Genomic DNA, 1,440 nt, shown 5'->3' with positions numbered 1-1,440 from the left:
ACGGCAACAACAGACAGGGCCTTGCGGCGCGCCCGCATCGGTTGCGTCTGATAGTTCAGGTCGATGAAATCCACACCCCGGTTCAGGGTTGCTGCCATCTCGCCGACGGCCGCATGGCATTTGATGATGTACTGACACCGCGACAGCAGCAACAGATCCACAAGAACCTCGATCCCGCGCGCGGCTTTTTCGTCCGCATCATGAAACCGGTTATCATCCGTATCGCTGAGGGATTTTTCGGAATAGGAAATGATCTTGTCCGGATAGGCCTTTTCCAGATCCTTGAGCCACTGCCGCTGATCGGTGGCCACAAATATGCCGCCACAATCCGGATGCTCGGCCAGATAGCGCTCGATATAAGGGAAATACTCTTCGGGGACGACCTTTCTGGACAGGTTGGGCCCGACGCCAAAATCGAACTTGTCCGAGCCCCGCAACTGCAGCCCCAGCGTGTGCTCGGGGAATTTCGCGCCGTGGAACCTGTCCACCTGCCGCATGAGCGATGCCTTGAAGCGTATCGTACCATCGTCCAGAAACGCGCGGGCCTTGTCCCGTTCCTGCTGCCACCAATCCGTTGGATATGGCCCGTCCGCCCGGTTTTCGACGCTGCGATAGTAGCCGTAGGGGTTCATGAACCAGCTTCTGGGCTCCCACCGATACAGCCGCATCAACTCGGACGCCATGGACAGGGTATAGACCCGTTCAGCCCGTATCAGAGCCTGAATCTCGTCGCCAGACACCCCAACGGGTTCATAGTAATAGTCCCAGACATTGGGCCCGTGTTCGGCGTCGAAATACGGGTTTGGACCGCCAAACATATAGCTTCTCTGATGCAGATAGATGATCGGCGTCATCCCCATCCGGCGCGCAAACTGCAATTGAACGACAATGCCGTTGAGCTGAGCGATCAGACCATCCGACGTATTGCAAATCAGTAAATATTCAGCGTTATAACTTTTCATTGCCCCGCCTTTAACCTTTTCTCAATCGTTACACCGGCAGGGAAACGCGCTGTGCCGATGTGGTTGAAATCATCGTATCCGACCGGTCGGTTGCGATCCGCAATGCCGCCGGTTCACACATGCCCCCTATCTCAACAAACCATCCAAATAGGCCCCTATTCATTCTTGGCGGACATCTCTGCCCGGCGGTGCAGTTCTTCCTCGTTGATCCATCCCTGCTGCCAGGCGATCTCTTCCGGGCAGCCGGTCTGCAATCCCTGTCGTTCTTCCGGCATCCGCACGAAATTGCCCGCATCCAGCAGGCTGGCATGAGTGCCCGGTCCCTTGTCTTTCAACGCTTACCTGCACCAATGGCACACAAGGCTGACTGCATATCCAAATAATCCGGATCAATCACCTGAGCCGCAGAAACTTGTCCTGAAAAATTCTCGTCCAGAACGTTAACATATTCCCGAATGAGTTTCCCGTTCGGTGTAAA

The 1,440-nt window shown here is 55.4% G+C and carries 1 protein-coding gene and 1 pseudogene; both read right to left on the bottom strand.

Annotated elements, in window-relative coordinates:
- Window positions 1–962 (bottom strand): O-fucosyltransferase family protein (locus AC2FNN_RS21610; protein ID WP_496760577.1); only part of this gene is annotated, 962 nt, incomplete at its 3' end.
- Between the two features lie 126 nt (window positions 963–1,088).
- Window positions 1,089–1,279: pseudogene (locus tag AC2FNN_RS21605) on the bottom strand (glucose-1-phosphate thymidylyltransferase); the annotation flags it as partial.
- Window positions 1,280–1,440 lie beyond the last annotated feature (161 nt).

This window comes from Ruegeria sp. BHSA118, assembly GCF_059613405.1.
Note: the sequence above shows the minus strand (reverse complement) of the source record. Positions and strands in the feature narration are given on the sequence as shown.